This is a genomic window from Phyllobacterium sp. P5_D12 (genome assembly GCF_054049495.1).
Genome location: NZ_JBFUMG010000939.1, coordinates 1 through 1,128 on the forward strand (window position 1 = coordinate 1; position 1,128 = coordinate 1,128).

Annotated in this window: 2 protein-coding genes; both read right to left on the bottom strand. The window is 56.4% G+C overall.

The window, feature by feature from the left end:
* A partial coding sequence (locus ACXJ5O_RS27800; RefSeq protein WP_457302729.1) for an ATP-binding cassette domain-containing protein occupies positions 1-221 on the bottom strand: 221 nt, incomplete at its 3' end.
* Positions 218-1,128, bottom strand: a 911-nt coding sequence (locus ACXJ5O_RS27805) for an ABC transporter permease (RefSeq protein ID WP_457302730.1), incomplete at its 5' end; no start/stop codon positions are given. The genes ACXJ5O_RS27805 and ACXJ5O_RS27800, both read right to left, overlap by 4 nt.

Here is a 1,128-nt window from a genome sequence, read left to right on the forward strand (position 1 = left end):
CCATTGAACAGGATCTTGCCAGATGGATGTGATGCGGGCGGATAGGGCAGCAGCTTCAGGATCGACAAGGCAGTTACAGACTTACCGGAGCCGGATTCTCCAACCAGCGCGACTGTCTCGCCCTGAGCGATATCGAAAGAGATGCGATCGACGGCAAGCGACTCCTGGGCGTTCTGGGTGAAGGCGACCGACAAATCGCGTACTGAAAGTAGAGCGTTCATTTAAAAGCCTTGCGCGGATCGAATGCGTCACGTGTCGCTTCACCGACGAAAATCAGCAGCGACAACATCAGCGATATGACGATGAAACCGGTGAGACCGAGCCACGGCGCTTGAAGATTGTTCTTGCCTTGCGCCAGCAACTCGCCAAGCGATGGCGATCCCGGAGGCAGGCCGAAGCCAAGGAAATCGAGCGATGTCAGTGTGGTGATTGATCCGTTGAGAATGAAGGGGAGGAACGTCAAGGTGGTCACCATCGCGTTGGGCAGCAGGTGCCGGAACATGATGGTTCGATCGCGCACACCGAGCGCGCGGGCTGCATTGACGTATTCGAAATTGCGCGCGCGGAGGAATTCGGCCCGCACGATGCCGACGAAGCTGACCCACGAGAACAACAGCATAATGCAAAGCAGAATCCAGAAGCCTGGCGGCAGGATCGACGCCATGATCAGGAGCAGATAAAGGGTTGGAACAGAGGACCAGATTTCGATAAAGCGCTGGGCGATGAGATCGAGCCAGCCGCCGAAATAGCCTTGCAAGGCGCCGGCGGTAACGCCAATGACTGCCGAAGCAGCAGTCAGGATGAGGCCAAACAATACCGAGATGCGGAAGCCATAAAGCGCACGGGCGAAGACATCGCGTGCCTGATCGTCAGTGCCAAGAATGTTCAAATTGCCAAAGGTGCAGTTCGGATCGTTGACCCCTTGCGGATAACGGGCGCAGCGCTCTTCGGGCGTAAATAGCCAAAAGGGTTTGGAGGGTGCCGTATCGGGCAACTCATTGTTGACCGTGCGATAGGAATAACGGACCGGCGGCCAGATCGCCCAGCCATTGGCATTGATTTCGTCCTGAATCACCGGATCACGATAGTCAGTGACCGCATAGAAGCCGCCGAACTTTTCCTCAGGAT